24 protein-coding genes are annotated in these 26326 nt (G+C 47.1%); 7 read left to right on the top strand and 17 right to left on the bottom strand.

Annotated features, from left to right (window positions below; all coding sequences use genetic code 11):
• Positions 1-321 precede the first annotated feature (321 nt).
• Positions 322-1380, top strand: coding sequence for an N-acetyl-gamma-glutamyl-phosphate reductase (gene argC, locus QT984_RS07620; protein WP_333057475.1), 1059 nt, complete (start codon positions 322-324; stop codon positions 1378-1380).
• A 232-nt stretch (positions 1381-1612) separates the two neighbouring features.
• Here the strand turns inward: argC and eno are convergent, their stop codons facing one another.
• From eno to QT984_RS07605, 3 genes are all read right to left on the bottom strand, one after another.
• On the bottom strand, positions 1613-2893 hold the full coding sequence (gene eno / locus QT984_RS07615) for a phosphopyruvate hydratase (RefSeq protein WP_445243062.1): 1281 nt from the start codon (positions 2891-2893) through the stop codon (positions 1613-1615).
• Positions 2894-3179: 286 nt separating this feature from the next.
• Entirely contained in the window at positions 3180-4640 is a 1461-nt protein-coding gene (locus QT984_RS07610) for an IS200/IS605 family accessory protein TnpB-related protein (protein ID WP_333373701.1), read from the bottom strand.
• Positions 4641-4676: 36 nt separating this feature from the next.
• Positions 4677-5276, bottom strand: coding sequence for an IS607 family transposase (locus tag QT984_RS07605; RefSeq protein WP_333274915.1), 600 nt, complete (start codon positions 5274-5276; stop codon positions 4677-4679).
• A 150-nt stretch (positions 5277-5426) separates the two neighbouring features.
• On the opposite strand from QT984_RS07605, the gene QT984_RS07600 reads away from it, so the two are divergent.
• Positions 5427-6341: a calcium-binding protein gene (locus QT984_RS07600; RefSeq protein WP_333373698.1), complete on the top strand. Its 915-nt coding sequence runs from the start codon at positions 5427-5429 to the stop codon at positions 6339-6341.
• Positions 6342-6493: 152 nt separating this feature from the next.
• Here QT984_RS07600 and QT984_RS07595 read toward each other — a convergent pair whose 3' ends face one another.
• The 3 genes from QT984_RS07595 to QT984_RS07585 form a co-directional block, all read right to left on the bottom strand.
• A complete protein-coding gene (locus QT984_RS07595; RefSeq protein WP_333057479.1) occupies positions 6494-7144 on the bottom strand; it encodes a nucleoside triphosphate pyrophosphatase in 651 nt (216 codons plus the stop codon).
• A 124-nt stretch (positions 7145-7268) separates the two neighbouring features.
• Complete coding sequence (gene psbP, locus QT984_RS07590; protein ID WP_333057481.1) at positions 7269-7808, bottom strand: photosystem II reaction center PsbP; 540 nt, start codon at positions 7806-7808, stop codon at positions 7269-7271.
• A 143-nt stretch (positions 7809-7951) separates the two neighbouring features.
• Entirely contained in the window at positions 7952-8164 is a 213-nt protein-coding gene (locus tag QT984_RS07585; protein WP_190659021.1) for a high light inducible protein, read from the bottom strand.
• Between the two features lie 327 nt (positions 8165-8491).
• Here QT984_RS07585 and QT984_RS07580 point away from each other — a divergent pair, with 327 nt between their 5' ends.
• On the top strand, positions 8492-9103 hold the full coding sequence (locus tag QT984_RS07580) for a hypothetical protein (protein ID WP_333057483.1): 612 nt from the start codon (positions 8492-8494) through the stop codon (positions 9101-9103).
• A 263-nt stretch (positions 9104-9366) separates the two neighbouring features.
• Here QT984_RS07580 and larB read toward each other — a convergent pair whose 3' ends face one another.
• The 6 genes from larB to trmD all read right to left on the bottom strand — a co-directional run bounded on the left by larB (position 9367) and on the right by trmD (position 14964).
• A complete protein-coding gene (larB, locus tag QT984_RS07575; RefSeq protein WP_333057484.1) occupies positions 9367-10170 on the bottom strand; it encodes a nickel pincer cofactor biosynthesis protein LarB in 804 nt (267 codons plus the stop codon).
• Between the two features lie 165 nt (positions 10171-10335).
• On the bottom strand, positions 10336-12096 hold the full coding sequence (locus tag QT984_RS07570; RefSeq protein WP_333057485.1) for an ABC transporter substrate-binding protein: 1761 nt from the start codon (positions 12094-12096) through the stop codon (positions 10336-10338).
• Between the two features lie 40 nt (positions 12097-12136).
• Positions 12137-12742, bottom strand: a complete 606-nt coding sequence (locus QT984_RS07565) for a PIN domain-containing protein (RefSeq protein WP_333057486.1) — start codon at positions 12740-12742, stop codon at positions 12137-12139.
• Entirely contained in the window at positions 12717-13235 is a 519-nt protein-coding gene (locus tag QT984_RS07560) for a hypothetical protein (protein WP_333057487.1), read from the bottom strand. The genes QT984_RS07565 and QT984_RS07560 overlap by 26 nt, the downstream gene beginning before the upstream one ends.
• Before the next feature lie 33 nt (positions 13236-13268).
• Positions 13269-13748 carry a 2-C-methyl-D-erythritol 2,4-cyclodiphosphate synthase gene (gene ispF, locus QT984_RS07555; protein WP_333057497.1) on the bottom strand — a complete coding sequence of 160 codons (480 nt, stop codon included), beginning with the start codon at positions 13746-13748 and terminating at the stop codon, positions 13269-13271.
• A 520-nt stretch (positions 13749-14268) separates the two neighbouring features.
• A complete protein-coding gene (gene trmD, locus QT984_RS07550) occupies positions 14269-14964 on the bottom strand; it encodes a tRNA (guanosine(37)-N1)-methyltransferase TrmD (protein WP_333057488.1) in 696 nt (231 codons plus the stop codon).
• Positions 14965-15296: 332 nt separating this feature from the next.
• On the opposite strand from trmD, the gene QT984_RS07545 reads away from it, so the two are divergent.
• Positions 15297-16190, top strand: coding sequence for a cyanophycinase (locus tag QT984_RS07545; protein ID WP_333057489.1), 894 nt, complete (start codon positions 15297-15299; stop codon positions 16188-16190).
• Positions 16191-16525: 335 nt separating this feature from the next.
• Positions 16526-19246: a cyanophycin synthetase gene (gene cphA / locus QT984_RS07540; RefSeq protein ID WP_333057490.1), complete on the top strand. Its 2721-nt coding sequence runs from the start codon at positions 16526-16528 to the stop codon at positions 19244-19246.
• A gap of 104 nt (positions 19247-19350) precedes the next feature.
• On the opposite strand, the gene QT984_RS07535 is transcribed toward cphA, so the two are convergent.
• Together QT984_RS07535 and QT984_RS07530 are read right to left on the bottom strand one after the other, a co-directional pair.
• Positions 19351-19512 (bottom strand): type II toxin-antitoxin system HicA family toxin, encoded by a 162-nt coding sequence (locus QT984_RS07535; protein WP_293247374.1) that lies wholly within the window; start codon positions 19510-19512, stop codon positions 19351-19353.
• Positions 19513-19532: 20 nt separating this feature from the next.
• Positions 19533-19769, bottom strand: coding sequence for a type II toxin-antitoxin system HicB family antitoxin (locus QT984_RS07530; protein ID WP_333057498.1), 237 nt, complete (start codon positions 19767-19769; stop codon positions 19533-19535).
• Positions 19770-20136: 367 nt separating this feature from the next.
• On the opposite strand from QT984_RS07530, the gene QT984_RS07525 reads away from it, so the two are divergent.
• A complete protein-coding gene (locus QT984_RS07525) occupies positions 20137-23559 on the top strand; it encodes a DNA methyltransferase (RefSeq protein ID WP_333373695.1) in 3423 nt (1140 codons plus the stop codon).
• Positions 23560-23576: 17 nt separating this feature from the next.
• Here QT984_RS07525 and QT984_RS07520 read toward each other — a convergent pair whose 3' ends face one another.
• From QT984_RS07520 to cbiE, 3 genes are all read right to left on the bottom strand, one after another.
• The gene (locus QT984_RS07520) at positions 23577-24002 is read right to left on the bottom strand and encodes a type II toxin-antitoxin system VapC family toxin (protein ID WP_333057492.1); all 426 of its coding nucleotides are present in this window, start codon (positions 24000-24002) and stop codon (positions 23577-23579) included.
• Entirely contained in the window at positions 23999-24385 is a 387-nt protein-coding gene (locus QT984_RS07515; RefSeq protein WP_333057493.1) for a DUF433 domain-containing protein, read from the bottom strand. The genes QT984_RS07520 and QT984_RS07515 overlap by 4 nt, the downstream gene beginning before the upstream one ends.
• 288 nt (positions 24386-24673) lie before the next feature.
• Positions 24674-25942 (bottom strand): precorrin-6y C5,15-methyltransferase (decarboxylating) subunit CbiE, encoded by a 1269-nt coding sequence (cbiE, locus tag QT984_RS07510; RefSeq protein WP_445243061.1) that lies wholly within the window; start codon positions 25940-25942, stop codon positions 24674-24676.
• Between the two features lie 79 nt (positions 25943-26021).
• Between cbiE and QT984_RS07505 the strand changes: the two genes are divergently transcribed.
• The gene (locus QT984_RS07505; RefSeq protein WP_333107821.1) at positions 26022-26252 is read left to right on the top strand and encodes a hypothetical protein; all 231 of its coding nucleotides are present in this window, start codon (positions 26022-26024) and stop codon (positions 26250-26252) included.
• The last annotated feature ends 74 nt before the right edge of the window (positions 26253-26326 follow it).

The raw sequence follows: 26326 nt of genomic DNA, 5'->3' as shown, positions 1-26326 counted from the left end.
TTTTGGGCGGTGTCAATCGATTGCGCGATTTGAGATTTGAGATTTTAGATTAAAGGATTGAAGCATTGACTTGCGCGAGATAAATCCGGGGGCTTGTGTATTGGATACAGGTTTTTGTATTTCTGGGTCCTGAGTCTGCGCGTTGGAATGAATCACGTGGCGGGTATCCTGGATGCTTTCGGTCAAACAGCCGAAAATTAACAAAAATGCACCTCCAAAACAAAAAAACACAATTCTTTGCCACCAAAGTTGACGTTTGGTACTACAATGCAGCAAAAGTTCAAGCGTTTTTGACTTCAACGGCTGAGGGGATAAAGGAAAATGGGAGATGTTGGACGTGTGCCTGTAGGAATTATCGGCGCTTCAGGGTACGGCGGCGTGCAACTTGTGCGACTGCTGGCGGATCACCCGGCGGCTGAAGTAGTTTATTTGGGCGGGGATAGCAGTGCAGGAAAACCTTATTCCAGCCTTTACCCGCATCTGACTAACTGCATTGATTTGACAGTAGAGGCGATCGACCTAGACCAAATAGCGGCAAAATGCGAAGTTGTGTTTCTGTCGCTGCCGAACGGTTTAGCTTGCAAAATGGCACCGACGCTGATAGAAAAAGGCTGCAAAGTCTTGGATTTGTCGGCTGACTACAGATTTGAAAATCTGGAAACTTACAAAGCTTGGTACGGGGGCGAGCGATCGGACTCTGCTTTAGCTGCAACGGCTGTTTACGGTTTGCCAGAATTGTATCGCGATCGAATTAAAGACGCTCAGTTAGTAGGCTGTGCCGGCTGCTACGTCACTGCTAGTTTATTAGCCCTGGCACCTTTGCTCAAACAAGGTCTGATTGTGCCAGAAACAGCAATTATCGACGCCAAATCCGGTGCTTCGGGAGGGGGCCGCAAAGCCGAAGTTAATCTGTTGTTGGCTGAAGCAGAGGGTTCTCTGGGCGCTTACGGCGTTGGGCGCCACCGCCACACGCCAGAAATCGAGCAAATTTGCAGCGATTTAGCGGGACACGATATTAAAGTTCAGTTTACTCCCCACCTAATTCCGATGGTGCGGGGAATTCTGGCGACTGTGTACGCAACTTTGCGCGATCCGGGTTTGGTGCGGGAAGATTTAATCACGATTTTCAGCGCTTTTTACCGCAATTCTCCTTGGGTAAAAGTGTTACCGGCTGGAGTTTATCCGCAAACAAAATGGGCTTGCGGCACAAATCTCTGTTACATCGGTGTGGAAGTCGATCCGCGTACTGACAGGGTGATTGTGCTGTCGGCGATCGACAATTTAATTAAGGGCCAAGCCGGTCAAGGCATCCAGTGCATGAACTTGATGATGGGCTGGGAAGAAACTTTGGGTTTGCCACAATTGGCTTTCTATCCTTAATTGGTAATTGGTAATTGGATCGGGGCGGGTTTACGAGATGATTGGTTTTTAGGCAATTATTGTTTGTAAAACCCGCCCCTTGTATCCACACGATCTAAGTTTTCGATGCTCGATGCCCATCCGATTTTAGATTTCTGATTGTTAATTTTAGATTCAAGTTACTAATCAATTCTTCAATTCTTCAATTCTTCAATCTAAAATCTAAAATTGTCAGATGCCCGATTACCAAGTGTTATTTAGGCCCGTAACCGATCGATCCTGCATAAATTGCCCGATCGCCCAATTGGTCTTCAATCCGCAATAAACGGTTATATTTAGCCACCCGTTCGCTGCGACACAAAGAACCAGTCTTGATTTGGCCGGCGCGAGTCGCTACCGCTAAATCGGCAATGGTGGTATCTTCAGTTTCACCGGAACGGTGGCTGATGATCGATCGATAGCTGTTCCGTTTGCCCAGGTCGATCGTATCCAAAGTCTCTGTCAAAGAACCAATTTGATTCAGCTTAATCAAAATCGAATTGCTAGCTTTCAAATCAATTCCTTTTTGCAGCCGCGTGCGATTAGTAACAAACAAATCGTCACCAACCAATTGAACTTTGCTGCCCATTTTCTGTGTCAGCGCTACCCAACTGTCCCAATCGTCTTCATGCAAACCATCTTCAATCGACACAATGGGATATTGACTGGCCAAACCATCCAAATAATCGATTAATTCTGCCGGCGAATGAGCCACACCGTCGTAAGTGTACTGCCCATCTTTGTAAAATTCGCTAGCAGCAACATCCAAAGCCAAAGCAACTTGTTCACCCGGTTTGTAGCCAGCTTTTTCAATAGCTGCAATCAACAAATCCAAAGCTGCTTGATTGGATTTAAGATTAGGCGCAAAACCGCCTTCATCACCCACACCAGTCAGCAAACCCTCAGCTTTTAAGACTTTACTCAAGGATTCAAATACCTCTGCACCCCAGCGTAAAGCTTCTTTAAAAGAAGGCGCACCCACAGGGACAATCATAAATTCTTGAATGTCCACATTATTGTTAGCGTGAGATCCCCCGTTGATCACGTTCATCAAAGGCACGGGCAAAACGTTCGCCAAGGGCCCGCCCAAGTAGCGGTAAAGGGGGAGTCCTAAAGTCTCGGCGGCCGCCTTTGCTGTGGCTAAGGAGACTCCGAGAATCGCATTGGCGCCGAGGTGGGATTTGTTCGGGGAACCGTCCAAGTCAATCATGGTTTTGTCTACCAGCGCTTGGTCGATCGCATCTAGATTAGCCAAAGCGGGGGCAATTTTGTGTTCGACGTTAGCGACGGCTTTTAGGACTCCTTTGCCACCATAACGGCTTTTGTCGTCGTCGCGGAGTTCGTGGGCTTCAAAAGAGCCTGTAGACGCGCCGCTGGGGACTTGGGCGAGCCCCACAACACCGTTGGCTAGGTAAACTTCCGCTTCGATGGTGGGGCGTCCACGGGAGTCGAGGATTTCTCTGGCTTGAATAGATTCGATCGCAGTGTCTAGCATATTAATTATTCCTGACTTAACTCAAGGTTTCATGACAATTAGCAGTCTCTGGGTTTTCCCACGCTGACTGCTGACGGGTAATAGAGTACGCGATCCCCAGAATTATTGGTACACAGTTCAAAATATTTGCGGATTTGGACGAGCCGAGCGGTGTCAATAACCGAGGCTTGTTGAATAACAGCTCCGGCAAGTTTGACAGTAATTTGATTGTTTTAACCGCTTTAAAAAACCTAGGCAAACCTGGGTAAGCTCAGCGGTATAAGTTTGAAACGTTCTTTCTTAGCGCCTACGCTTCCTCGACATCGAGGTTGACCAAGAAACTCCAGTTAGAAACGGTATAATAATCACAGCGACGTGATATTACACCGGAACGTTTGATTTTTTTATTCAGTTGGTTCCACTCGCTCCAAACGTGCTTTTCCGAGTTCACCTCAGAATAGGCGGTTAAGGAGCGAGGTATTTTTTCACTTAGTCGCATAGCTCGGCGAGCAATCACCAGCGCGGCAGATTCGTCGCTAGCTAAGCCATACATTCTCAGATATTTTACCAAGCCGATAATGCTCGAATATGCTGGGTTAACTGTAATTAACTCAACTCCACGATTCGACAAAATAGGATTGAGTTGCTTGTAAAATTCACTGTACGCCCAACTCGACAACATTCGAGAATATTTTCTACCTTTCTCTCCTAAAGATTCCTTTTTTGTGGAGAAATCAAGTTCTTCACAAACTACGGGACATTCAAATTCCGCAGCCTTTGCTGCTAGTTGCAGGCAAACTTTAACAATTTGAGCCTGTTGCTTGCCGTTCGGCAATCCCATCTGCAATGGAATCTGCCCTTTGGCTTTGAGGTTTCCTTGAAGATCAACATAAGCCCACCCAATAGAACCGGGATTCATATCGATACCGATACAACCGTACATCCTACTTCTAGAAACTTGATTAACAGGATTTGGGGTAAACTGCACAGCAATAACCCACTTTCCGTTTTTGCGGTAGAAGTGCCAGGTCTTAGCCCCGCATTCTGGCTGCCTATTTATCTTGCGATTGAAATCACCGACCTCGGAAGATACAGTTTTCCCGAATCGCGACTCCAAGCATTTGGGGACTCTAAAAGTTATTTTATTTCCATTCCACTGAGAGACTTGATTGCCGAAAGATTCATCCTTGGAACCGACAACAAAGATATCGCCGTAAGGGACGAAGACTTTGAATGGCTTAGTTTTTAAGTATTCGAGTCTATTCGTTAGTAGGGTTAGTCTACGTTTCTTGTTGTGTATTTGAAATCGTACATTCTGCCAATTAGTGGATTTGTTATCGAGCGAACAGGCGATAGGGAAATTGCAGCCCGTCTTTGAGTTATGCCATTTTTTCTTGGCATAAAATTTACGAGCCAATACTAATTTGCGCTCCGCTTTCTTGAGCCATACGCTAAGAGACTTAATCTTTCCTTCAAGAGTTTTTATGTGTAAAATCCTATGCTCTTTGCCCGCGTCTACACGACCTTTGGCAGAACTAATTACACCGTTTGCGTGACGTTTATTGATGCCGTAGGTTTGCTGTAAGTGCGTGTTCCACTCGGACTTCTTGAATTCCGCATTCAAGAGTAAGTGGTTGACTGTTTCAATGCTTGCAGCCCTGAAGATTGGGGCGTAAGCTTCCAAGAACATCTCAAAATCTGTAAATCCAATCTCGTTAAGTTCATCTGCCGGTGTGGGCAAGCCTTTGCAGTACGTTATGGTAGCCATTGATTCGACCTCTCAATGCGGTTGTATCTTAGTATATTAATCGCTTTGCAGAGATTTTGCAAGTTTTTCGATAAGTTTTTTATTTGGGCTCGACCTAGAGCCGTACAGTCGAGCAGAAAATACGGTAATAATTTCTAAAACGTCGCTGGCAAGGTCTTCTTCAAAGGTTGTGTCTTCTTTTTTGTTCAAAATTACCACTTCTACTTCGTGATATTCGCAGAGGGAAAAAATAAGTTCAGATCCAAACCTTAGTAGCCTATCTTTGTGGGTAATTACAAGTCGAACCACTTCGCCGTCTAAGATGGTAGAGATTAGCTTTGTTAGTCCTTTTTTGCGGTAATTCATTCCACTACCTAAATCTCTAATGACTTCATATTCCCAGCCAAAAGACTGACAGTAGCCAGACAAGACAGCATCCTGTCTGTCAAGATCGGCTTTTTGATCGTGACTGGAGACTCTGGCATAAGCAAGTGTCTTTCCTGTTTTTTGTTCAACAAAGTCGGAAAGACGATATCGCCTGTGTCCGCCATCTGTCCGCACGGACTCTAGTTTTCCCTCTTTTTCCCAGCGTCGTATTGTGTCAACGCTGACCGCCTTGAGTTCTGCCAATTCACCAATGCTAATCAGTCTGTTCATTAATTTACCGAGAATCTGGTTCCTAAATCCTAGGTAAATCTAGGTAAATTGTCAACTGCCGTTAACCCCAGATTCCCGCAGATTTCTTAATTGGAGCCTTTGTTAAAATCAGAATGTCAACAAAGTCAATCAAAAAAGGACAAAATTAGGATGTTAGAAACAAATCTCGGAGAAATTAGAGCATTAGCTGAAAATTTAGACCCAATTATTGCCGATCCCCCAAACATCAAATTACTCACAGGGCCATTGCCAAATCCAGCCAGCGACCCCAACTTTTTTGACTTAACTCCCAATGACGACGTAGTTCAATTAGCAAATGGAATTCTGCGGAATACTCCCGGAGGTTTGCGGGCTTTAGCGGGTAACGATTTTGTCAGAGGTTCCGGTGGTGCGGAACTGATGAACGGTAACAGCGGCACAGATACTTTAATCGGGGGTTGTGGCAGCGATACTATTCGCGGCGGCCAAGATTTTGACATTCTTTATGGAGAATGTGGCAGCGATTTTGTCAGCGGAGATCAAGATAATGACTACGTTTATGGAGGCACGGCAAATGACTTTATTCGCGGCGGTAAAGGGAATGATGCTTTAGTAGGAGATAGTGGAAATGATACTATAATAGGTGATGCTGGAATTGATAGACTTTGGGGAAGTGAAGGCGCAGATTTGTTTGTCCTCCGCACAGAAGTGGGAGCCACTTCGGGGGAAATTGGTTCGCTGCAACCGCCTCCTAGCGGCAATTTTGATGTTGATGAAGTGACTGCAGATTTTATTCTCGATTACAATCCGGCTGAAGGTGATGTAATTGGATTGGCGTCTGGATTGACGCAAAATGATATTGTTTTGAGCGAAAGGTTTTTAACAATTGGTGATGCCAGAGATTATGACAGCAGCGGGCCTTTTCCTCCGGGAATTCCTCGAACTCTGGATTTTAGAATTTTAAATACTAAGGCGACGGTGATTCGGGAAGCTAGCAGCGGCAATATCTTGGGTTTGGTGAAGGATGTTTCGCCGAGTCAACTTCAGTTTACCTCTGTGTCTGACGGGACGATCGCCCTTGGATAATCCGCACCCTACAATAGACATCTCCAAAATATAAACTCAAGGGCGGGCGAGACGCCCACCCCACAAAACAAACTTTCTTGTGGGGTGGGCGTCTCGCCCGCCAACCCGATGTGCATAAGCCGGGTAATTTGTTTGTTGGAGGTGTCTAATCTTTAAGATTGCCAGAAATCCGCCACATCATATCCCATTTCGGTGAGCATTTGCCGCAGCAGAGGTAAGCTCAAACCAATCACATTCGTGTGGCATCCTTCGATTTGTTCCACAAAAAAGCCGCCTTTACCTTCCAGTGCAAAACAGCCTGCACATTGCAAGGGCTCTCCGGTAGCGACGTAAGCCGCAATTTGGCGCGAGGTAACTTCCGCAAAATGAACTTTTGTAACTTGACAGCGAATGCTCGATCGAGACATTGCCTCATCCAAGTCATCGAATCTAGTATCAATTAAAGCATGACCCGTATACAGTTCGCCCACCTTACCGCGCATTTTCTGCCAGCGCGAGATTGCTTCCTCCGCATCCTTGGGTTTGCCGTGAATTTCGCCATCTATGAGCAAAATTGAATCGCATCCCAACACCAAACACGCTTTGGGATTGGGGATTTGGGGGTGAGAATTAGCCAGTAAAAACTTAGCTACAGCCTCAGCTTTTCCCTCTGCTAACACCTGCACTAAATTAGTGGCATCTTTCATTTGTATTTGCCCTTCATCAAAGTCGCTGGGGCAAATCACAGCTTGAATGCCAGCATTTTCTAGCAGGCGGCGGCGGGCTGGAGAAGCTGAAGCTAATACAAAATTTGGAATTTTCATAAGTTAAGAAGGAAGAAGGAAGAGATGAGAAGGAAGAAGGAAGAAGAAAGAAAAATCAACTAAAATATTCCTCATCTCCAATGACCTGCGCCCTATTCCCCATTCCCAACTACTTTTTAACCTACTAATAAACAGAGAAAGATTTAACAACTTTCTCAAAAGCTTCTTTTACCTTTGGCCAGCGTTCTTCGGTAGTGGAAACGTTAAGGGTAAAAAGTTTGCCGCGGCTGACTGCTACACTCGCTAAGTTGTGGCGTTCTTGGTTTGGCAACTTAACGGCGTATTCTAAAATGTAATAGTTTTTCGATCGCGATTCACGAGCTTCTGCATTGACTAATTCAGCTTCGCGGCCCGAATCAGCCGGGGCGATCGCACTTTTGCTGAGCTTGTATCCCACATCCGTCGGCGATCCCAAATCCGCCAGAGTTTTGTCCTTTGCGACTGGACTGATTACCACGCTAACGTTCTCGGTTTGCTGAATCAAATCGCGGAACACCACATCGGGCCCGTTAGAAACCGCGATCGGCAGCCAGCCGTTAGGATAGAGAAATTGATAGCCATCGCCAGTATCAACGTAGCTTTTGAGTCCGGTGACTTTAGACACACAACCTGTCAAGGTGAGGCTTAGAACCACCAGAAGTATTGCCGCAATTCGTTTGAGCATTCTTTTTACGGGTAGGGTAACAGTAAAATATTTAATTTTAATTGTCTCACCAAACCTTGCCCCTAAAAATAGTTAAGCTATGGATCGCTGTTTGTGTAACGCCAGCGATCCATAGCCAGATAGTTTAATTGTTAACAAAATCATTACAGGTGAGTCAGCCAGCTAATCAGCCCGTGCTTGGTCGAAACTTCTAAAGCCAAGAGAGAAACAAAGCCAATCATGGCAAGGCGGCCGTTTAAGCGTTCTGCGTAGGGGGTAAAGCCGGTGCGGGGTTCGTCATCGACGTATACTTGCGGCTCGATCGCAAAATTGTTCATTTTGCCTTGGTCGTCCAGCATTAAGCCTCTGTTACTCATGTTTTTTTTCCTAAATGGTTTTTAGTGTACTGTAACTAAATGTAACAGACTTGTGAAGATATGTAAAGGATTGTGAGAATTTTTTTTTAAATACCCCGATCTGACACCAGTTTATAAAAAAACTGCAACTGTAGGCAAGCTCTAAACCCTTATCTAGTCAGTCTTTCCCAATTCTCAAATCTAAAATCTAAAATCTAACAATGGTATGACTGTGGGTAGACTCTGGGCCCCAGAGGGGGGAGGATAGAGTGGAGAGGCACAAAAGTCGATGGTGTATGGCAAATCCAGTCTGGGTTTGACGAAAATTGTGGAACGGAGGAAAAATTTATGCGGGCCAGTCTGGAAATGCGGTGGTTTTATAGCGGTGCACTGCCAAAATCAATCAATCAATGGTTTGGAAGCGAGAGTCTCGGCACGTATCTTTCGCCTCCCGAAGAGCGGGAAGACATATATTTGCTAGTACCAAGCTGCGACTACTTAGGAGTGAAGCTACGTGGGAAAACCTTGGAGGTAAAGTGGCGTCAGGGAGAGTTGGGGACAATGCCCTTCGGCAACCGCTGGGAAGGCAAAGCCGAAAAGTGGCTGAAGTGGGTTTGTGCGGACACGATGGCGCCGATACCGGCGGATATTTTGGCGACAGGAAAGTGGGTGGGAGTCAAGAAAAAGCGAGCGCAGCGTCTTTACCACGTTTCGGAGTCGGGTGCGGTAATGTCAGTGCCAGTAGAAGCCCCCATTCCTCAAGGTTGCACCGTGGAACTTACTCAGTTGAACATTAACGGCAGCGCGTGGTGGACTTTGGGATTTGAAGCATTTGGCAGCGAAAGTTCTTTGACAGAAAACCTGCAAACAGTAGCTAGTTGGACTAGCAAGAGTTATCAGGCGCAAAAGTTAAAAGCTGAGGATTCATCTGCTTATCCGGTTTGGCTGGCTAGCAAGTAATATTAAACCCGGCTTTAATAATACCTCCTGTATTTTTTAGTCGCCCTCTGCTGGGACGAGAGTTTGTGTAGATGCGGTTTCAAGAGTCTGATGGAAGGGGTTTCTAACTATAGCGCGAGCGGTCTTCGCGAGGGGGGCGCTCGCACTGCACTCGAAAAATTACAGCAGATTTCAGGTAAATGAAGAACAAAGAAACCTGTTTGGAGTAGGGGCAATGCCAAGAGAACCCTCCCTGATTCAGGATTTCAGTTCAAAACTCAAAACTATTCCCCCTCTCTCCGATTCTCCTCCTCTTTCATTTTCCCCACTCGGCCAGCACTTCTGAGAATTTGACAAGCTAAAATTGCCGCCCCAAACCCGTTATCAATATTCACCACACCCACACCAGCCGCACAAGAATTGAGCATAGTTAAAAGAGGAGCAATCCCGCCAAAACTCGCGCCGTAACCCACACTCGTCGGCACAGCAATCACCGGACAATCTGCCAAACCCGCAACCACACTCGCCAAAGCACCTTCCATACCCGCAACAGCAATCAACACATCAGCATCAGCAATCACGTGCCGGTTGCTCAGCAAGCGGTGAATGCCGGCAACTCCGACATCCCACAAACGTCGCACCTGAAAACCGCAAAGTTCCGCAGTAATTGCCGCTTCTTCCGCTACAGGCAAATCCGCCGTTCCCGCACTGATAATAGTCACAGTACCCGGATGCTGCGGAGTTGGGGAATTAGGAGAAATTGCACAAATTCGAGCCTTTTGGTAGTAGCACAAATCGGGTATTTTTTGTTGCAATTGCTCGAAAACTTCCGGTTCGATTCGTGTCGCCATCACCGCCGAATTTCGCCCGCGCATCGCCTCGATAATCTCAACAATTTGGTCGGGCGTTTTCCCTGGGCCCCAGATTACTTCAGGAAAACCGGTTCTTAAAGTGCGGTGGTGGTCAATTTTGGCAAAATCGCCGACTTGTTCAAAGTCAAAATGCTTTAATTTATCTAAAGCGGCGATCGGACTAATATCGCCAGTGGCAACTGATTCGAGTAACTGCTGTAAAATTTTAGGTTCCATAAACTAATAACAAATGACTGCTAACTAATGACCTGCCCAAAAACGGATACAAGCCCCCAACTTAAATCGCGATGGCACAATTTTAGACTCTTGTTCAAGTTCCCAGATTCATCTTTAGACTAAATGAAATCTAAAATCTAAAATCTAAAATCTAAAATCGACTGACTATTCTGTTATTTTCAACTCGTACAAATTCCAGAAAGCACCGCCGAGGGCACTGTAGCGAATTCCCGAAACGCGATCGCGCACCGCCTCAAAAGTCAGCGGATTTACCATATAAACAAAAGGCACTTGTTCCGCTATAATCCGCTGCGCCTCCCCATAAATTTCCTTGCGCTTCGCCTCATCAAGCTCCTGAGAAGCTTTCACGTAAAGGTCATCGATTTTCTGCTCCCAGTCGTAAACTTGCCAACCCTGAATCGGCGGTTCTCCGGCTTGCGGGCCTTGGTTGAAACTGTGCAGTGTGCCGTTAACAGACCAAATATTGTAGCCGCTGTGCGGTTCAGTACCTCCCGTAAAACCGCCGAGGTAAGTATCCCAATTCCGCGTCAATCGCAGCTTTTCCACATAAGTGTTAAAACTCAGGAACTGCGTATCAATTTGCATCCCCAGTTTGCCCAAGTCTTGCTTAATTTGCGTTGCCATTTGTTCCCGAACTTTTTTACCTGCCGCCATCAACAAAGTAAATCGCACCTTGTTGCCTTCAGCATCCAACAATTCTTCGTTACTATTATACTTGAATCCAGCACTTAACAGTAACTCTTTGGCTTTTTGTCGATCGTAACTGTAAGTTTTCAATCCCTGTTCTGGGGACAGGTAGAACGGGCTTTGCGCCGGAATTGGGGAATGCAGCGGCGCGCCCAGTCCGCGATAGATATTGTTAGTCATGGCGGATCGGTTGATGCCGTAGGCGATCGCCTGCCTAAATTCCTTACTCGCAAACCAGCGAGACTTAACCGGGTCTACAAACGGCTGATTTTGAGCATTGCGCCCCTTATTCAGATTGAAACACATAAACACGCTGCCAGTATCTGGGCCGCCGTTAAAGACCGTATATTGGCCGCGTTTTTCCTCCCGTTTCAGCAGCGGAAACACTTCCGGCTCCACATTCAGAGTATCCAAATCGCCCGATCGAAAATTCAGCAGTTGATTATCTGTATTTTCGATAATTTGCCAAACAATTTGCTGGATGTAAGGTTGAGAATTTCCCTCTGCATCTTGGCGCCAAAAATAGGGATTTCGTTCCAAAACCACGCGCTGATTGGGAGTGTAGCTCAGCATTCGATATTGACCATTTCCGACAATTTTTTTAGGATCAGTATCCGTGCCCCAAGTAGTCAGGAATTTAGGATTACCATCTGCATCTGTATTTTCGACAGCTTCCTGTAAAATATGAGCTGGTAAAATTGGGATTCCCCCAGCATATCTAATAAATGGAGCAAAGGGTTCTGCAACGGAAAATTCAACGCGGCGGCTGTCAAGTTTTTTAACTTTTGGGAATTCGCGACTCATGCCAACTCTCAGAGTATCTTTCAAACCGCTAGGAATTTTGTCATTGAAATAAATCTTTTCATAGCTGAAGATAATGTCATCAGTAGTCATCGGTTGGCCGTCCGACCATTTCAAGCCCTCTCGCAGGGTAAAGACAATCTTTTTGCCATCTTTAGACACTTCCCAGGACTCGGCTAAACCGGGTTCTAGCTGCGATGTCAAGCCGTTTTCGTTGATCAATCCCTCGTACATATAGCCAAAGACGCTGTATGCAGATTGATTTAGCGGGTAGTTAAAGGTAGCTGGGCCGCTGGGGGTGGGAACGATGAGTCTGTTTACTAAGTTCGATCGCACCGGAGTGCACGCAGACATAGTTATAGTGGCAATTGCGGCCAGTAAAATCACGAGCCAGCGCAGTCTTGAATGTACCATCATAGAAATTTTCATAACTTTTAACTATACCATTTCAGTGCAACTACGACTGAGACTGTAGCCAACCGAGAAAATCTTCCGTGACCGAGAAATACTTCATTATTCCTACTTCCCGCAAAGCATCTCGAACTTTCGGCAGACCAAATTCTTTTGTATTATTGCTCAAAAATACCTTAACTTCATTAGGATGTAAGTGTGCGTGATTCAAGATGCAGTGCAGAATCAAATTGTCTGTCGGGTCTTCTTCAATAAAAATTGAATTCAAACTTTCTCGAAGTATGCCTGCTGTTAATGGGAGCATTTCTATCTTTATAGCCAACAAATCAAGAGCAGCAAAAAGACGTGCATTAATATCATTGAGCAACACCTCATTCTCATTGAGAGATTCCTCTAAGTGGAAGACAAGAGACTGGGCAGAGGGTGAAGTTTTATCTCGCTTTAGCTGACTGATTTGTTTTTCCATTTCACCTAAAAAACGGTTTCGTCGCTTGATTTCGTCTTCTAAAGCCGAAAGTGATTCCATGCAGCAAATACTTGGTATTGCTATGTTGACTGATGTCGGTACACTCACCAACAAGTTGTTAGCGTCTGGATCGCGTCCCGTAGCAATGCTCATCAGAAAGTTAGTCTCGATATATAAAATTGCCACCAATTTCTACCCCTGATTTTGTCGTCCCACCTGCTAGCAGCGGCAGCAAGCCGATTTTTGCTATCTGTTCTGACGCGGTGGGAATCTCAGACTTCCAATTATAAGCTAAGTCGCGCAGCCATGCTTCAACCAGTCTAGTTAGGTATCGCTTAAAGATCCGTTTGCTGCCAAATTCCGGCTCATAATGGCGAAGTATTTCACCAGTGTTTAGAGAACAAACAGGTTCAGATAAGTTTACTCCGTCCCATTTGAAAATCAGAATTTGTTCGGTGTCAACAAACATCGCATAGGGAATGAGTGTGCGCTGCTCGGATATCTTCGCTAACGCAGCTTTCATCCAAGATATCATGTAGTCAGCAATCCTTTGCTTTGCTGCTGGTTCTTGAGCTTCAATAATTTTAACTTCGATTAGCACGACTACCCGATCGTCCTTATCCAATGCGATAATATCCGCGTCAATGGGTAACTCTAAATCCAAGGTTTCAGTTTGCATGGTTTTGGTCTTCCTAAAACGTAGATTAAAGTTCTATTTTAGCACTAACAAAACTACAGCGTAAGCTGCGATTCCTTCTTCTCTCCCAACGGGGCCTAGCTTTTCGTTGGTAGTAGCTTTGATGCCGATTTGGTCTGGTTTCAATTGTAGGACAGCAGAAAGCCGATCGCGCATTTGCTCAATATGCGGTTTCAGCTTTGGACGTTCTGCCACCACCACCGAATCAATATTGCCGATTTCCCAGCCTTTATCTAATATTAACTGATTGACTTGTGCCAGCAATACGAGACTATCCGCACCCTTCCATTTCGGGTCAGTTGGCGGGAAATACAGCCCGATATCTCCTAAACTGAGAGCTCCGAGCATCGCGTCCATGATAGCGTGGGTAAGTACGTCGGCGTCGCTGTGGCCGAGTAAGCCTAATTCGTGGGGAATATTGACACCGCCTAGGATGAGAGGACGATCGGGAACTAAGCAGTGAATGTCGTAGCCATTGCCGATGCGGATGTTCATGTAAAAGGAAGGTTGGGTAAGTATAGTAGAAGACAATTATTTCATATTTTCAGGGAGATAAGTGAATTTATTTTTTAAGGCAGAGCCGAGTGTTAAATATTTTTTTTTGCTGATTTCCTTAGCAGCTATGGCAATCCTAAAGCTTGTGGAGGGGAGAGAAGGGTTAATGCTGGAAACGCTAGAAAATTATGGGGACTTCTCGATGAGTGCTCTCCTGAACTCAAAGACTTACAAACGCGAATCCAAAATTTATTAGGCTCTTAAATATACGAGATTTACGCATCAAGACCAAAGAAACCGGGTTTTTTACCGAATCTGTGGACTACCACGAAGTATTACCGCAAAAAACCCGGTTTCTGACCATGAATTTCAAAGGTGGTATCCGCCACGTGATTTATCCGTGGAATCAATCCCAAATCGAAAATCAAAAATCCTTGCGTCCCCCGCATTTATCTCGCGCAAGTCAATCGAAAATCGAAAATCTAAAATCGATTGACCACTCGTGCGATCGCCCTTTCTCCTATTCTTCCCTCTCCTGCAACCACCGATCGTACAAATCCAGCCTGCGCGATCGAGTTCTTTCAATTTGCTGTTCCCTGCGCCAGCGAGCAATTTCTGCGTGATTACCAGACAGCAACACGTCGGGCACCTTCAATCCCCGAAAATCCGCCGGTCGAGTGTACTGCGGATAATCCAAAAGTCCGTCCTCAAAACTCTCAAACTTTAGCGAATCTTCCTTGGCCACAGTTCCCCGCAGCAATCGCAAAACCCCATTAATCAAAGCCAAAGCTGGAATTTCGCCTCCCGTGAGAACAAAGTCGCCCAACGATACCTCGCGAGTGACTAAATGCAGGACTCGATCGTCCACACCTTCATAATGACCGCAAATCAATACCAACTGATCGCGATCGGCAGCCAACTCCCGAAACATCGCCTGCTGCATCGGTTCCCCCTGGGGAGTCAGCAAAATCACCTCCCGCCGTGGCAAAACCGGCAGCGACTCCACCGCAGCAAAAATCGGTTCCGGTTTCATCAGCATCCCCACTCCGCCCCCGTAAGGCTCATCATCGACTCGCTGGTGCTTGTCTGTGGTAAAATCGCGGGGATTGACAAAATTCACCTCAGCAATCTTTTTAGCTAAGGCTTTGCCCATCAGTCCCGACTCTAGGGGAGCCCGGAAAAATTCTGGAAATAGGGTAACAACGTCAAATCGCACAATTATTGGAATTTCATTGATACATCACCTCTAGTTTGACCTTTAGGGGGAGTTCAGTTTTCAGTAATTGCTTTATTCTTTATAATTTCTTATAATTTCTGAAAATTTTGGCAAGTTAAATTCTCTTCCTTTGTCGGCGGGCCGGTTTTGTACAAAAATAATCTGTTTTTCATGACAGCGACTGCAAGTAAACTCGCCCCCAAACAACTGCGGGATCGCGCGATCGCCGATCGCACCTCGCTGGCACCAAAAAATATTTATTCTTAAAAAGCCCCATTCTACCCACAGCCACGGCAAAATTGAATTTCACATCCAACAGAGGAAGACACACCATGCAGCAGTTGACATCTCAAGCCCTTGAACACAATATTCCCCCGCGCACAAAAACCTCGATTATGGTCATCGGGGGAGCCGAAGACAAAGTTCACGGGCGAGAGATTCTGAACACCTTTTTTTGCCGTGCTGGGGGTGCAAACGCTCGGCTGGCGATCGTTCCGTGCGCTTCGCGAGATCCCGAAGGAATTAGCAACCGCTACCGCACAATATTTGACGAAATGGGCGTTAGCGCAGTCAAAGTAGTAGACATCCGCGAACGCGAACAAGGCGAAAACCCCGTCTGGAAAGATTACTTAGAAGACTGTACGGGCGTATTCATCACAGGGGGCGACCAACTGCGGCTTTGTGGGCTCCTGGCGGACACCCCGCTGATGGAGAAAATTCGCAAAGAAACTCTCGAAGGCAAGATTACCCTCGCTGGCACCAGCGCGGGTGCTGCGGTGATGGGATATCACATGATTGCAGGCGGTGGGAGTGGCGCCCCGCCGAACCGCTCTTTAGTAGACATGGCAAACGGACTTAACATTATTCCTGAGATCATCGTAGACCAGCATTTTCACAACCGCAATCGCATGGCTCGCTTGCTGTCGGCTGTGGCTTGTCATCCCGATCGCATCGCTATTGGTATTGACGAAGACACCTGCGCCTTGTTTGAGGGAGACGATACTATGAAAATTCTCGGTAAAGGCACTGTGACTATTGTTGATTCTAGGGAAAATTTTTATACCAATGAATCTATGGTAGGAGCGACAGAACCCTTAAGTCTGTTCAATATGCGCTTGCACGTTCTGTGTCACGGAGATTGCTACAATATGCCCCAAGGCAAACCCATGCCATCGGGAGCGTGTTCCGAGTCTGGCTGGCCCCCCGAATGCCGCACAGCCAACTAAGGTAGAACATCTCTTGTCATTGATTCGGCAGAAATTAGGCGGCATTCCGGCCGAATCATGGATACAACAATAGAATAGATGCCGAAGCAGCCACGGTCTGACCCCAGGAGACCGAACCACAGAAAATTCTAGCTTCAGGCTTTGAGTTTTTGCTAGCCATGTACCTGTAGTTTTTAGCCGATCGCAGGGGCATGAATTTTAAATTGGGTAGCCCATAACTGGAAATTCACTCCCAAACTGTTCGCAGCGAACAGTCGATCGAGCAATCTAGATCGAAATTGAATAAATGCTCCAATTATCTATAAGATTTCGCGCCCCATACCCCTCTAACTGCCATGAAAATACTTAAAATCCAGACATTACGCGGCCCCAACTACTGGAGCATCAGACGCCAGAAACTCGTCCTGATGCGTCTGGATTTAGAGGAGTGGGCAGATAAAACCACAGCGGAAATTCCTGGATTCTATGAAGGGTTGATCGCCGCACTTCCGAGTTTGAACGACCATCACTGTTCTCCAGGCCATCAGGGAGGATTCCTGCAACGGGTCAGAGAAGGCACAATGATGGGACACGTAATCGAACACGTCGCCCTCGAACTTCAGGAAATGGCAGGAATGCCGGTCGGGTTCGGCCGTACCCGCGAGACTGCGACCCCAGGTATTTACCAAGTAGTAATCGAGTATCAAAACGAACAAGCCGGTCGCTATGCAGCCCGGGCGGGCGTGCGGATGTGCCAAAGTATTGCCGATACAGGCACTTATCCAGCAGCCGAATTAGTCCAAGATTTGAGAGACCTCAAAGAGTTTGCTGCGTCGGCGGCCCTGGGGCCGAGCACGGAAACACTGATTAAGGAAGCAGAAGCGCGCGGCATTCCTTGGATACCTTTGAGCGCCCGGTTTATGATTCAACTCGGCTACGGGGTTCACCAAAAGCGGATTCAGGCAACTCTGAGCAACCGGACGGGAGTTTTGGGGGTAGAACTTGCCTGTGACAAGGAAGGTACCAAAAATATCCTCGCCAGCGCCGGCGTGCCGGTTCCCAGAGGGACGGTGATTCATTATTTGGACGAATTGCGCGGGGCGATCGAAGATGTCGGCGGTTTTCCGATCGTCCTCAAACCCCTAGACGGCAACCACGGCCGCGGCATTACGATCGACATCAATTCCTGGGAAGCAGCAGAAGAAGCCTACGACTTAGCCAGCGCAGCATCAAAAACAAAAAGCGTCATTGTCGAGCGCTATTACGTCGGCCGCGATCACCGAGTATTGGTAGTCAACGGGCAAGTCATAGCAGTCGCAGAACGAGTACCCGCTAACGTCGTAGGTAACGGCAAGTCTACAGTAGAACAGCTTATTGAAGAAGTAAACCGCGACCCGCAGCGAGGAGACGGACACGACAACGTGCTCACCCGGATCACGATCGACAAATTGTCCCTGGATTTGCTGCAAAAACAAGGATACGCGATGGACTCCGTAGTGCCCGCCGGCGAAAGAGTATTTTTGCGCGCGACAGCAAACTTGAGTACCGGTGGCATTGCAGTCGATCGCACCGACGAAATCCACCCAGAAAACGTCTGGCTGTTTTCCAGAGTCGCCAAAATTATCGGTTTGGACATCGCCGGCATTGACGTAGTAACTCCCGACATTTCCCAACCCCTGCGCGATGTCAACGGCGTCATCGTCGAAGTCAACGCAGCACCGGGTTTCAGAATGCACGTCGCCCCAAGTCAAGGTTTACCCCGCAACGTCGCCGGCGCCGTCTTCGATATGCTATTCCCCTCGCCTCAACCCAGCCGGGTGCCAATTTTAGCGGTAACGGGAACCAACGGCAAAACGACAACCACTCGCCTGCTAGCCCACATTGTCAAGCAGACAGGTCAGATTACCGGCTATACAACTACCGACGGCACTTACATCGGCGATTATTTGGTCGAAACCGGAGACAATACCGGGCCCCAGAGTGCTCAATTGATTTTGTCCGATCCGACGGTGGAAGTGGCCGTGTTGGAAACTGCCAGAGGCGGAATTTTGCGATCGGGCCTCGGCTTCGATCAGTGCGATGTCGGCGTCGTCTTGAACGTCGCAGCCGATCACTTGGGCATTGGCGACATCGACACCGTGGAACAACTGGCCAAACTCAAGAGCGTCCTCGTCGAGTCGGTAATGCCCAAAGGCTATGCAGTTTTGAATGCAGACGACCCGCTAGTATCACAAATGGCGCAGCGTGTCAAGGCTCAAATTGCATATTTTTCCATGAACCCGGACAACGAACTGGTTGCCAAACATACCGCGGCGGGCGGGCTGGCAGCGATTTACGAAAATGGGTACTTGTCGATCTTAAAAGGCGATTGGACGCTGAGAATTGAGCAGGCTGTGAACGTGCCGCTGACGATGGGCGGGCGCGCGCCGTTTATGATTGCTAATGCTTTAGCAGCTTGTTTGGCGGCTTTTGCCCAAGGATTGAAAATAGAAGATATTCGCGCTGCTTTGTCAAGCTTCCAAGCATCCGTCGGTCAAACTCCCGGAAGGATGAATTTGTTTAATTTGGGCACCTATCACGCTTTACTCGACTACGCCCACAACCCCCACAGCTACAAAGCTTTGGGCAGTTTCGTGCTGAATTGGCCGGGACGGCGGATCGGGGTAGTAGGTGCCCCCGGAGACCGGCGAGATGAAGATTTTGTCACGCTGGGCAAACTTTCGGCCGAGATGTTCGATCGTATCATTGTCAAAGAAGATATTGACAGGCGCGGCCGAGAACCCGGTGTTGTGGCAAAGTTAATTTGCCAGGGAATTGCCGAGGCGATTTCTGCCGGAACCGCAAACAAATCTCAAGTTGAATACGAGTTGATTCTCGACGAAACAACGGCCGTTAACAAGGCTTTAGACGAGGCGCCGGCCGGCAGTTTGGTAGTAATTTTACCTGAAGGTGTCAACAAAGCTTTGAGTTTAATTGAAGCCCGGAAACCGATTAAGGAATCTGTGGAAGTGCAAAATGGTTTAGATCGATCGAAGTCACAGGAAAGTTTAAAACCGACCGTTGTGAATCAAGGCTAAACTCTTAAGTCTCATTTAATTAATAGGTTGGGTTACTTGTGTTAAACCCAACCTATTTGTTTGAGAAATTACGTAATTCCTGATTTTTATGGAACCTGCTATACTTAAGAAAAACTTTGTAAATCTTCCTCAGATAGCTGAGCTATTTTCATTAAGGCTCTCAAGGTTCCAACTTTCAAATCTTGATTTCGGTGAACAGGAATTGACAAAATTTGTTCTAGTTCCGGGTTTTCATAGATATGATGACTGCCGGTAACTCTTTTCAAAACCCAACCTTTATGCTCTACTATTTTGCAAAGTCGCTTGCCAGAAATAGATTTCCTACAGCAATTTCCACAACTCTATCTGTGGAGGCAATTGCTTCACGACTATTAGCAACTTCGAGCCAACCTTCAATAGCATCTTTTAAATTAATTATTACTTCTTCTATCGTTTCTCCTTCGGTAATGCAGCCGGGAAGCGCTGGAACTTCTGCCCAATAGCCACCTTCTTCTGCAGGATGTACGATCGCTCTAATTTTCATAGATTTATTGAGGTATTTTTGAAGCACTAAAGCCATAAAAACCGGGTTGCCAAGCAAAATCTTCGTTGTGAACGATCGACTTTAAGGCAGAAACCGGGTTTTTGACTCCGCCTGTATCTAGGAATATCGTCAAGTATATTATAGCAAATATCAATAGTAAAGCGTCCTAACCGCCTGGTTGCTATAAGCTGTTCTACATTTAAACTGTGTGTCAAAAATCAATAAAACTCTTGTGGGACGGGCTTCTAGCCTATCCCGATTTTCCAATTTAAATGCGTAACAGCTTAAAGCAAAATCGCAAGATAAATCGAAAATTCAAACCGATCTAATTATAGAATCAGGAAAAAGCAAGCAACAGGGTTGAAACATGAATGAAGCCGATCGCACGCGAGTCGAAACATTCATCACACGCTGGGCAGGTTCTAGCGGTAACGAACGGGCAAACTACCAGTTGTTTTTTGCCGAAATGTGCGATGCGCTGGGAGTCGATCGCCCTTTTGATAAAGGCAGAATTCCCAACGATCCCTACTGCTTTGATAAGGATGTCAAAATTTTTCACCCCAGCGGCAAAGTAACTCCGGGGTTTGTTGATTTTTACAAAGCCGATCATTTTTTAATCGAGGCAAAACAGGGCGGAACAACGAGCAAAAAAGGAACGGCAAAGCGGGGGACAAATACCTATTTGCGAGAGATGGAAAAAGCGTTTGTGCAGGCAGTTGCCTATACCCGCAGTCTCAGCAGCAAACCGCCCTTTTTGTTAACTTGCGATATTGGCGATCATTTTGAATTATGGATGGGTTTTAGCGGGGATTATGGCGGCTATGGGGCGCGGCGAGAAATTGGGCTAATTGAGTTGCAGAAAGCCGATGTTTTCGATTTGTTTGTGGATATTTTTAGCAATCCGCAGCAGCGCAATCCAGAGAAAATTGCAGCGCGGGTGACGCGGGAAGTAGCGGCGGATTTGGCAGAGTTGGCGAAGCGGATGGAGGGGAATGTCGATCCGCAGCAAGTCGCGCAGTTTTTGATGCGCTGTATTTTCACCATGTTTGCTGAGGATGTGGGGTTGTTGAAAGAACATTTGTTTACGCAGGCGCTGGAAACGCGATGGATTCTCAATCCGAAGACGTTTAAGCCGGAGGTAGAGGCGCTGTGGGAGGCGATGAATGAGGGGACGAGTTTTGGTTTTCATGGCAAACTGTTGCGGTTTAATGGGGGATTGTTTGCGGAGTCGCAGGCGTTTGCGTTGACAAAGGCGCAGTTGGAAGTTTTGTTGCAGGCGGCGAAGCGGGATTGGTGCAAAGTGGAACCGGCGATTTTTGGGACGTTGTTGGAAAGGGCGCTGGATTCTAGGCAACGGAGTAAGTTGGGGGCTCATTATACGCCGCGATCCTATGTGGAAAGGTTGGTAAAGCCTGTGGTGATGGAACCTTTGGGCGATCGCTGGATTGCGGTACAAGCGGAGGTTAAACAGTTGCTCAACGCGGGAGAATCGGAACCGACTGCAAATCAAAGGAAAAAGGCGATATCAGTTTTAGAGGCATTTCTGACGGAGTTACAACAGGTGAAGATTCTCGATCCGGCGTGCGGATCTGGTAATTTCCTGTATGTGACATTGGATTTGTTGAAGGGGTTGGAATCGGAGGTGTTGCGACGCTTGGAGGATGTCACCGGATCGGCGCAGTTGCTGTTAGATATTGCTCAAGTTAATCCGAGTCAGTTTTTGGGAATTGAGATCAATCCTAGGGCGGCGGCGATCGCAGATTTGGTGATTTGGATTGGGTATTTGCAGTGGCATTTTCGGCGGTTTGGCGACATTCCGCCGATCGAACCTGTGTTGCGCGAGTACAACAATATTGAATGCCGGGATGCCGTGTTGGCCTATGACGGGAGGGAACCGGATGTGGATGCGGCGGGGAAGGTGAGAACTCGCTGGGGCGGAAGGATGATTAAAAGTCCGGTGACGGGGGAAGATATTCCCGATCCTACAGACAAAGTAACGATTTATCGGTATTTAAATCCGAGGGCGGCCCAGTGGCAAAAGGCAGATTATATTGTCTCGAATCCGCCGTTTATTGGGAATAAGAGAATGCGTGAGAGCCTTGATGACGGGTATGTTGAATGCTTGAGGAAGACTTACCAAAACTTGTCAGATACGGTTGACTTTGTAATGTACTGGTGGGAGAAGGCAGCAAATCTTGCCAAGTCGAAGAAAATTCAAAGGTTTGGCTTTATTACAACAAATAGTATTGTTCAATCATTCAATAGGAAAGTTCTAGACCATTATGTCGGCGATAAACAAATATCTCTTTACTTTGCTATTGCCGATCATCCTTGGACAGATAGTAAAGATGGTGCTGCTGTACGTATTGCTATGACTGTCGTGACACCCGAACCGTCAATTTCAGGCTTTTTGATGAAAGTCAAGTATGAATCTCAGGGAGAAAATGAAAATGAAATTTTAAAATTTGAGGTATTTAAGGGATTGATTAATTCTGATTTGACTGTTGGCCGTGATACAGTCAAAATGAAACCGTTAAAATCAAATGATGGCATCTCATTTCAGGGTGTTATTCCATTAGGCACAGGGTTTAGAATTGAAGAACATGATTTCCAACAGCTTGATTTAGACAAGCAGAATTTGCCGTCAGTCATCAGATCGTATGCGATTGGGAGAGATTTAGTTCAAAGTTTTCAGAAAAAGTGGATTATTGATTTTTTCGGTCTATCTAAAGATGAAGCCTCTCAACAGTTTCCTCTATTATTCCAAAGGCTTCTAACAACAGTTAAGCCATTTCGAGATCAGCAAAATAGAAAATCAAATCGGGAGAATTGGTGGCTTTTTGGCGAGAAAAGACCAGGATTAAGAAAAGCTGTCAACAATTTGAATCGATTTATTGTCACGCCAGACACTTCTAAATTTAAGCCATTCTTTTTTGTTGATAGTGATGTTTTGCCGGATGTTCAGCTTTACACAGTCGCATCAGATGATGCCTGGATTTTAGGGATTTTAGAATCCTTAGTACATCAAAAATGGCTTAAAAAGATTGCACCGCGAATGGGCAAGGGAAATGATTTGCGATGGAAACCGTCAATTGTCTTCGACCCCTTCCCCTTCCCCACTCCCACCGATACCCAAAAACAAACCATCCGCGAACTCGGAGAACGCCTCGACAGCCACCGCAAACGAGTCCAAACCACTCACCCCGAAGTCACCATCACCGGGATGTACAACCTCCTCGAAAAACTCCGCCAAGGCGAACCCCTCGACGACAAAGACAAAGCCTTCAAGCAAAAAGCCCTAGTCTCCACCCTCAAACAAATCCACGACGAACTCGATGCCGCCGTATTTGCCGCCTATGGTTGGGAACCCACCCTCACCGACGACCAAATCCTGGAAAACCTCGTCACCCTCAACGCCCAACGCGCCGAGGAAGAACGCAACGGACTGATTCGCTGGCTACGTCCCGACTACCAAGCCCCCGGCGAAACCTACGTGCAACCATCCCTTGCAGGTATCACCACTGGAACCGAAACCTCGATCGCCCCCACGGAACAACAACCCTTCCCCAAAACCCTCAAAGAGCAACTTTGGGCCATCCGCGACTTATTCCGCACCCAAAGCGGCGAATGGACAGCCGCCCAAGTCACCGCCCATTTCAAAGCAGCCAGCCGCAAACAAAAAGTCATTCTCGACTGTTTAGAAAGCCTCGAAGATTTGGGGATTTTGCTCAGTCATAATGAAGGTGGCATGACTTTCTGGCATCTCGCAGAAGTTGGAAATGCCACATAAGCTGGGCTTGGCAATTGTTATGTCCAATCCTCCAAAACCAGTCCTGGCACTTGTGCAAAATCTTGTCGATTTCGCGTCACTAAAATTGAGTTATTAACCAAAGCAATGGACGCAATCCGCAAGTCTTGTGTCCCAATTCGTATTCCCTGACGGCGCAGCGCCAAATATTGCTCGCAAGCTGATTCGGTAAAATCCAGAACGAGAAAATCGTTGAGAAATTTAACAGCCGATCTCAAACCCACATAAGCCCAAGTTAAGTGTTGCTTCTGTCCGGGTTGCGAAGCTTGACGAATTGCATTGAACCAGCCCTGAATCAATTCCTCAACATTGATGACAGTAATAGCAACATCCCTGGTATGGAGAGCTTCAAAACGTTGCAATATGAGTGGATTAGAGTGTTGCAGCAGTGTGATATGGTCGGTATCGAGAATATATTGAGTCATAGGGTCTCAGACTCAGGAAAATCGATATCGGCATTTCGATCGTGGCGATATGCTTCAACATATTTCGTGACTTCATTCAGCAACGGATTACATCTCAAAAGAGGTGAAACATTCAACATCGGACGCGCCTCATACCAAGCAATCCGATCGTCAATTTCTGGCTGATTATCCAGATAAAAGCTAATGGCATCAAACACTTGAGCCGCCGTCACGAGTTGAAGTAACTTCTGTGGGATTTCTTCAGGCTTTATTCCCGATTTCCAAAACACCACAATATCCCGTACAGTAACTTGAGTGTCTGCAATAATCGGTTCCCCCTGCAAAACTTCAGGATTGCGGGTGACATAGCGAGAAATTCTTGTAGGAGACAGCGAACTGGTCATAACGACCTCATCAAAAAATGTAAACCAGCTTTCATCTTAGCATAGTGGACAGAAGACGCCTATCGGGTATTCTATATTGCTAGATTTGAAGAAGCTATTACGTTTTCGCCGTGTTTATAACTGCTTCATTCACTTAGATATCAAAGATGGAAATAGAGCGATCGCCTTTTACCTTTTGACTTACGCATGGGGGCCGGTGAAACCGGGTTTTTTGGCTGAGAATACGCGTGACAGCCCGCAGATTTCGTCAAAAACCCGGTTTCTTCGATCGCGCCTGGGTAAGTCCTTTTACCCCTTAACTACCGCCCACTGAGTCACCGGCGCAAGCGGCTTCCAACCCTGAAAAGAACCGATCGCCCCTACTCGCTGAATCCCAATTCTAATGAGTTCCCCGCCATAACGATCGTGCCATTGCAAAACTTTAAACTCGCTCTCAACTGTCACCGCATTAACAACTAATCGGCCGCCTTCACCTAAAGCATTCCAGCAAGTTTCCAGCACAGCTTCTGCGGTGACACCGCCGCCGATGAAAATAGCATTCGGTTGAGGCAAATTTGTCAGGGCTTCCGGCGCTGATCCCGCCACAATTTCGAGTTCGGGAACGCCGAAAGTCGAGGCATTTTCGGCGATGTATTGCAGTCGAGTTGGGTGGCGTTCGATCGCGATCGCCCTGCACCGAGGATGACTCCGCATCCATTCGATCGCGATCGAACCGCAGCCCGCCCCCACATCCCAAAGCAACTCTCCGGGAATCGGTGCTAACGTTGACAGAGTAACGGCTCGAACCTCCCGCTTGGTAAGTTGTCCGTCGTGGCGATAAGCAGCATCCGGCAAACCCGCAGTTCGGGGGAGGATAAGAGTTTGTCGATCGGCTGCAACTGCGATCGCGATCGTGTTCAAATCAGCCAAATCCGCTGCATTCCAGGCTGCTGCGACCCCCTCGCTCCGACGTTCCGATCCCGATCCCATCCGCTCGAACACAGTCATCAAACTGCTACCAAACCCCCGCTGTGTCAACAATTGTGCCACCTTTCCCGGCGTGTGTCTGTCAGCGCTCAACACCAGCAAGCGCGCCCCCGGCGAGAAAGCAAGGGCGATCGATGCGATCGGGCGATTTGTCAAACTGAAAGTCTCAACTTGGGCTAATGGCCAACCCAAACGGGCGCAAGCAAGACTAAAAGCCGATGCCGCCGGAATTACAGTCATTTCCGAAATGGGAATCTGGCGCGACAGCGTGACGCCGATGCCGTGACACATGGGATCGCCGCTTGCGAGCACGCACACAGACTGTCCCCGGCGGCGGATGATTTGATCGACTGTTGCTTGTAGGGGCGAAGCCCAAACCAATTTTTCGCGGGTGTCGTCGGTTGGTAGCATTGCGAGGTGACGGGCACCGCCGACAACGACTTGAGATTGAGAGAGGAGGGTAAAGGCGATCGCACTCAATCCCGAAAGTCCGTCTTCGCCAATCCCCACCACCGAAAGCCATTTGTGCATTGCACCCTTACTGCTAATCTCGTTTCCGGCTGCATTGGAATCATCAAACTCGATCGTCATCACTCATTAGTTATTAGTTATTAGTTATTAGTTATTAGTCGTTAATCATATTATGTCCGCTCGAACAACCAGAATAAAATTGGTTTATAGTGAGGACGGAAGTCCTCATAAAACTCGCTCGGACTTCCGTCCTCACTACAAAAGTTATAACGGTTATTTTACCAGACTAGATAGGGAGCATCTCAGTTTTGCTTTTACTCTGGGTGCGATCGTCCCCCTCGCTATATGTATATACTGTGCTGTGCGGGATGCTCGCACTCCAAAAAAACGGTTTTTACTCGCAGCACAGATGCTCCCACTAGATATGTGATATCAAATCCGGTAGCATCGTCCTGTATTCATCTCTGTATTCTCTCCCTCTGCGTTCTCTGCGCCCTCTGCGGT

Source organism: Microcoleus sp. Z1_B2 (assembly GCF_036700325.1).
GTDB lineage: Bacteria > Cyanobacteriota > Cyanobacteriia > Cyanobacteriales > Microcoleaceae > Microcoleus.
This window is presented reverse-complemented; position numbering and strand designations above follow the sequence as displayed.